Here is a 3,139-nt window from a genome sequence, read left to right on the forward strand (position 1 = left end):
CTCGACGGGCGCGTGTCGGCGGTGGTCGGCAGCCACACCCACGTGCCGACGGCGGACGCGCGCGTGCTGCCGGGCGGCACCGCCTACATCAGCGATCTCGGCATGTGCGGCGATTACGATTCGGTGATCGGCATGGAGAAGGGCCCGGCGACCGAACGGTTCGTGAGAAAAGTAATCGGCGCCCGGCTGGAACCGGCCTCCGGTCCCGGCGCGATCGCCGGACTCTTCGTCGAGACCGACGATCGAACCGGCCTCAGCATCCGGGCCGAGCCGGTGCGCCTCGGCCCCGGCCTGCCTTCCGCCATGCCCTCGCTCAACCCCCGCTAAGGAGATCGCTATGCCGACGCAACCGGAAAAAGCCCTCGCCTTCCGCGCGCTCCACCAACGTCCGGGCGTGTTCGTGCTGCCCAACCCTTGGGACGCGGGCAGCGCCAAGCTCCTCGCGCACATCGGCTTCGAGGCGCTCGCCACGACTAGTCTTGGATTTGCCGCTGCCTTGGGCAAGGTGGACGGCACCGGCGCCGTGAGCCGCGCCGACACGCTCGCCAACTGCCGCGCCGTCGCGGAAGCGACCGATCTTCCGGTCAACGCCGATCTCGAGAATTGCTTCGCCGACGATCCCCGGGCGGCGGCGGAAACCATCCGGCTCGCGGCCGAAGCGGGCGTGGTCGGCGGCTCGATCGAGGACGCGACCGGCGACGCGAGGAAGCCGATCTACGACTTCGATCACGCGGTCGAACGGGTGGCGGCAGCGGTCGAGGTGGCGCGCACGCTGCCGTTCCCGTTCACGCTCACCGCGCGCGCGGAAAATTTCCTGCACGGACGGCCCGACCTCGACGACACCATCCGCCGCCTGCAGGCGTTCGAGAAAGCAGGCGCCGACGTGCTCTACGCGCCGGGGCTCAAGGACCTCGCCGCCATCCGTCGGGTGGTCGCGTCGGTGACAAAGCCGGTGAACGTCCTGATGGCGTCGGCCGATCCTTCGCTCACGGTGCGCGATCTCGGCGATGCCGGCGTCAAGCGCATCAGCACCGGCAGCGCGCTCGCCCGCCTGGCGCTGGGCGCGTTCATGCGCGGCGCGCGGGCGTTGAAGGAGAACGGCGGCTTCGCCTGGATCGCCGACGCGGTCCCGAGCCGCGATTTGAAGGACGTGTTCGGGCGGGGCTGAGCCCCGACTTCTGCTTTCGGAAATCGGCCCGAAAGGGCGGCCGATTACGGGGTTTAATGCCCGATCAATGGGTTATGGGCTTTTTACCCGCGCGAAAGCCGCCCGAATATCGCCTTTATCCGGTTACAAGATTAGGCACGATACGGGCATCGGCGGGCTTTTTCGCCGTGGCGGCACCCGGGGCGGGTCGTTTATTAATATTAATAACCTAGATGTGGTATGCTTCGCGCCCCTTCGGGCGCATATGATGGTTTTTGCTTCAATCGTTAAGGACTTGAGGGACCATAGGTTCATGGCCGGTCATTCCCAATTCAAAAACATCATGCACCGCAAGGGCAAGCAGGACGCCAAGCGGGCCAAGGTGTTCACCAAGATCATCCGCGAGTTGACCGTCGCGGCGCGCGCAGGGCTCCCCGATCCCGCCGCCAACCCGCGGCTCCGCGCCGCGATGCTGGCGGCGCGCGAGGCCAACATGCCCAAGGACACCATCGAGCGCGCGATCAAGCGCGGCTCGGGCAACGACGCGGATTCGAATTACGAGGAAGTGCGCTACGAGGGCTTCGGCCCCGGCGGCGTCGCCATCATCGTCGAGGCGCTGACCGACAACCGCAACCGCACCGCGAGCGAGTTGCGCGCCGCCTTCACCAAGCACGGCGGCAACCTCGCCGAAACCGGCGCGGTCGGTTTCATGTTCGAGCGCGTCGGCGTCGTACGCTACTCGGCGTCGCGCGCCGGGAGCGACGCCATGTTCGAAGCGGCGCTCGACGCCGGCGCTGCCGACGTGCGCTCGGACGCCGACGGCCACGAAATCGTGTGCGCGCCCGACGATCTCGGCGCGGTGCGCGAGGGCCTGGAAAAGAAATTCGGCGAAGCGGCCGAGGCTCGGCTCGAATGGCGTCCGACCGGCGCGGTCGCGGTCGCGGGCGAGGCGGCGGAATCCTTGCTCAAGCTGCTCGAAGTGCTGGAGGATAACGACGACGTGCAGCGCGTCGTCTCCAACTTTGAGATGTCGGACGAGGCGCTGGCCAAGTTGAGCGCCTAGGAAATGACGGAGATGGTCGAACGGGGAATGCCATGCGGCTGATTGGACTGGACCCGGGCCTACGCGCGACCGGTTGGGGTGTGATCGAGGCCGACGGCAACCGGCTGCGACACGTCGCCGACGGCGCGGTCACGAGCGACGACGGTCTCCCCATGCCCCAGCGCCTCGCGCAGCTTTACGAACGCCTCGCCGAGGTCGTCCGCCGCCACGGCCCCGAGGAAGCGGCGGTCGAGGAAACCTTCGTCAACGTCAATCCGGTTTCGACCTTGAAACTCGGCCAGGCGCGCGCGGTGGCGCTGCTGGTTCCGGCGCAACTCGGGCTTCCGGTCGCGGAGTATCCGCCCAACCTGGTGAAGAAGTCCGTGGTTGGCGCCGGCCACGCCGCCAAGCAACAGGTGCAGGCCATGATCCGCGTCCTGCTGCCGGGTGCCCAGGTCGCGACGCCGGATTCGGCCGACGCGCTCGCCGTCGCCATCTGCCACGCGCATCACCGCGGCTCGCGCGATCGGATCGCGCGTGCGCTCATGAAGGAAGCCGTATCATGATCGCGAAATTACGCGGGACCGTGGATCACATCGGCGACGGTTTCGCCATCGTCGATGTCGGCGGCATCGGCTACAAGGTCGCGCTCGCCGCCGGCGCGCTCGCCCGTCTGCGGCCGGGAGAAGCGACGATCCTTTGGATCGAGACCCAGGTCGGCGAGGACCATATTCGTTTATTTGGCTTTCTCGACGCGGCCGAGCAGGATTGGTTCCGGTTGCTCACCACCGTCCAGGGTGTCGGCGCCAAGACCGCGCTCGCGCTGTTGTCGGCGCTGCCGCCGGGCGATCTCGCGCGCGCCATCGCGGCCTCCGACACGACCGCGCTCAGCCGCGCCGACGGGGTCGGCGGCAAGCTCGCGGCCCGCATCGCCGCCGAATTGCGCGACA

The 3,139-nt window shown here is 68.0% G+C and carries 5 protein-coding genes; all 5 read left to right on the forward strand.

Features of this window, described 5'->3' with window-relative positions:
* Positions 1-327: YmdB family metallophosphoesterase (locus FJ311_16140; GenBank protein MBM3952964.1), on the forward strand; the 327-nt coding region annotated here is incomplete at its 5' end.
* Positions 328-337: 10 nt separating this feature from the next.
* Positions 338-1,168 carry an isocitrate lyase/phosphoenolpyruvate mutase family protein gene (locus FJ311_16145; protein MBM3952965.1) on the forward strand — a complete coding sequence of 277 codons (831 nt, stop codon included), beginning with the start codon at positions 338-340 and terminating at the stop codon, positions 1,166-1,168.
* A gap of 292 nt (positions 1,169-1,460) precedes the next feature.
* Positions 1,461-2,210 carry a YebC/PmpR family DNA-binding transcriptional regulator gene (locus tag FJ311_16150; protein ID MBM3952966.1) on the forward strand — a complete coding sequence of 250 codons (750 nt, stop codon included), beginning with the start codon at positions 1,461-1,463 and terminating at the stop codon, positions 2,208-2,210.
* Between the two features lie 32 nt (positions 2,211-2,242).
* A complete protein-coding gene (ruvC, locus tag FJ311_16155; GenBank protein ID MBM3952967.1) occupies positions 2,243-2,755 on the forward strand; it encodes a crossover junction endodeoxyribonuclease RuvC in 513 nt (170 codons plus the stop codon).
* Positions 2,752-3,139: Holliday junction branch migration protein RuvA (locus FJ311_16160; GenBank protein ID MBM3952968.1), on the forward strand; the 388-nt coding region annotated here is incomplete at its 3' end. The genes ruvC and FJ311_16160, both read left to right, overlap by 4 nt.

The organism is Rhodospirillales bacterium (assembly GCA_016872535.1).
Lineage (GTDB): Bacteria > Pseudomonadota > Alphaproteobacteria > Rhodospirillales > 2-12-FULL-67-15 > 2-12-FULL-67-15.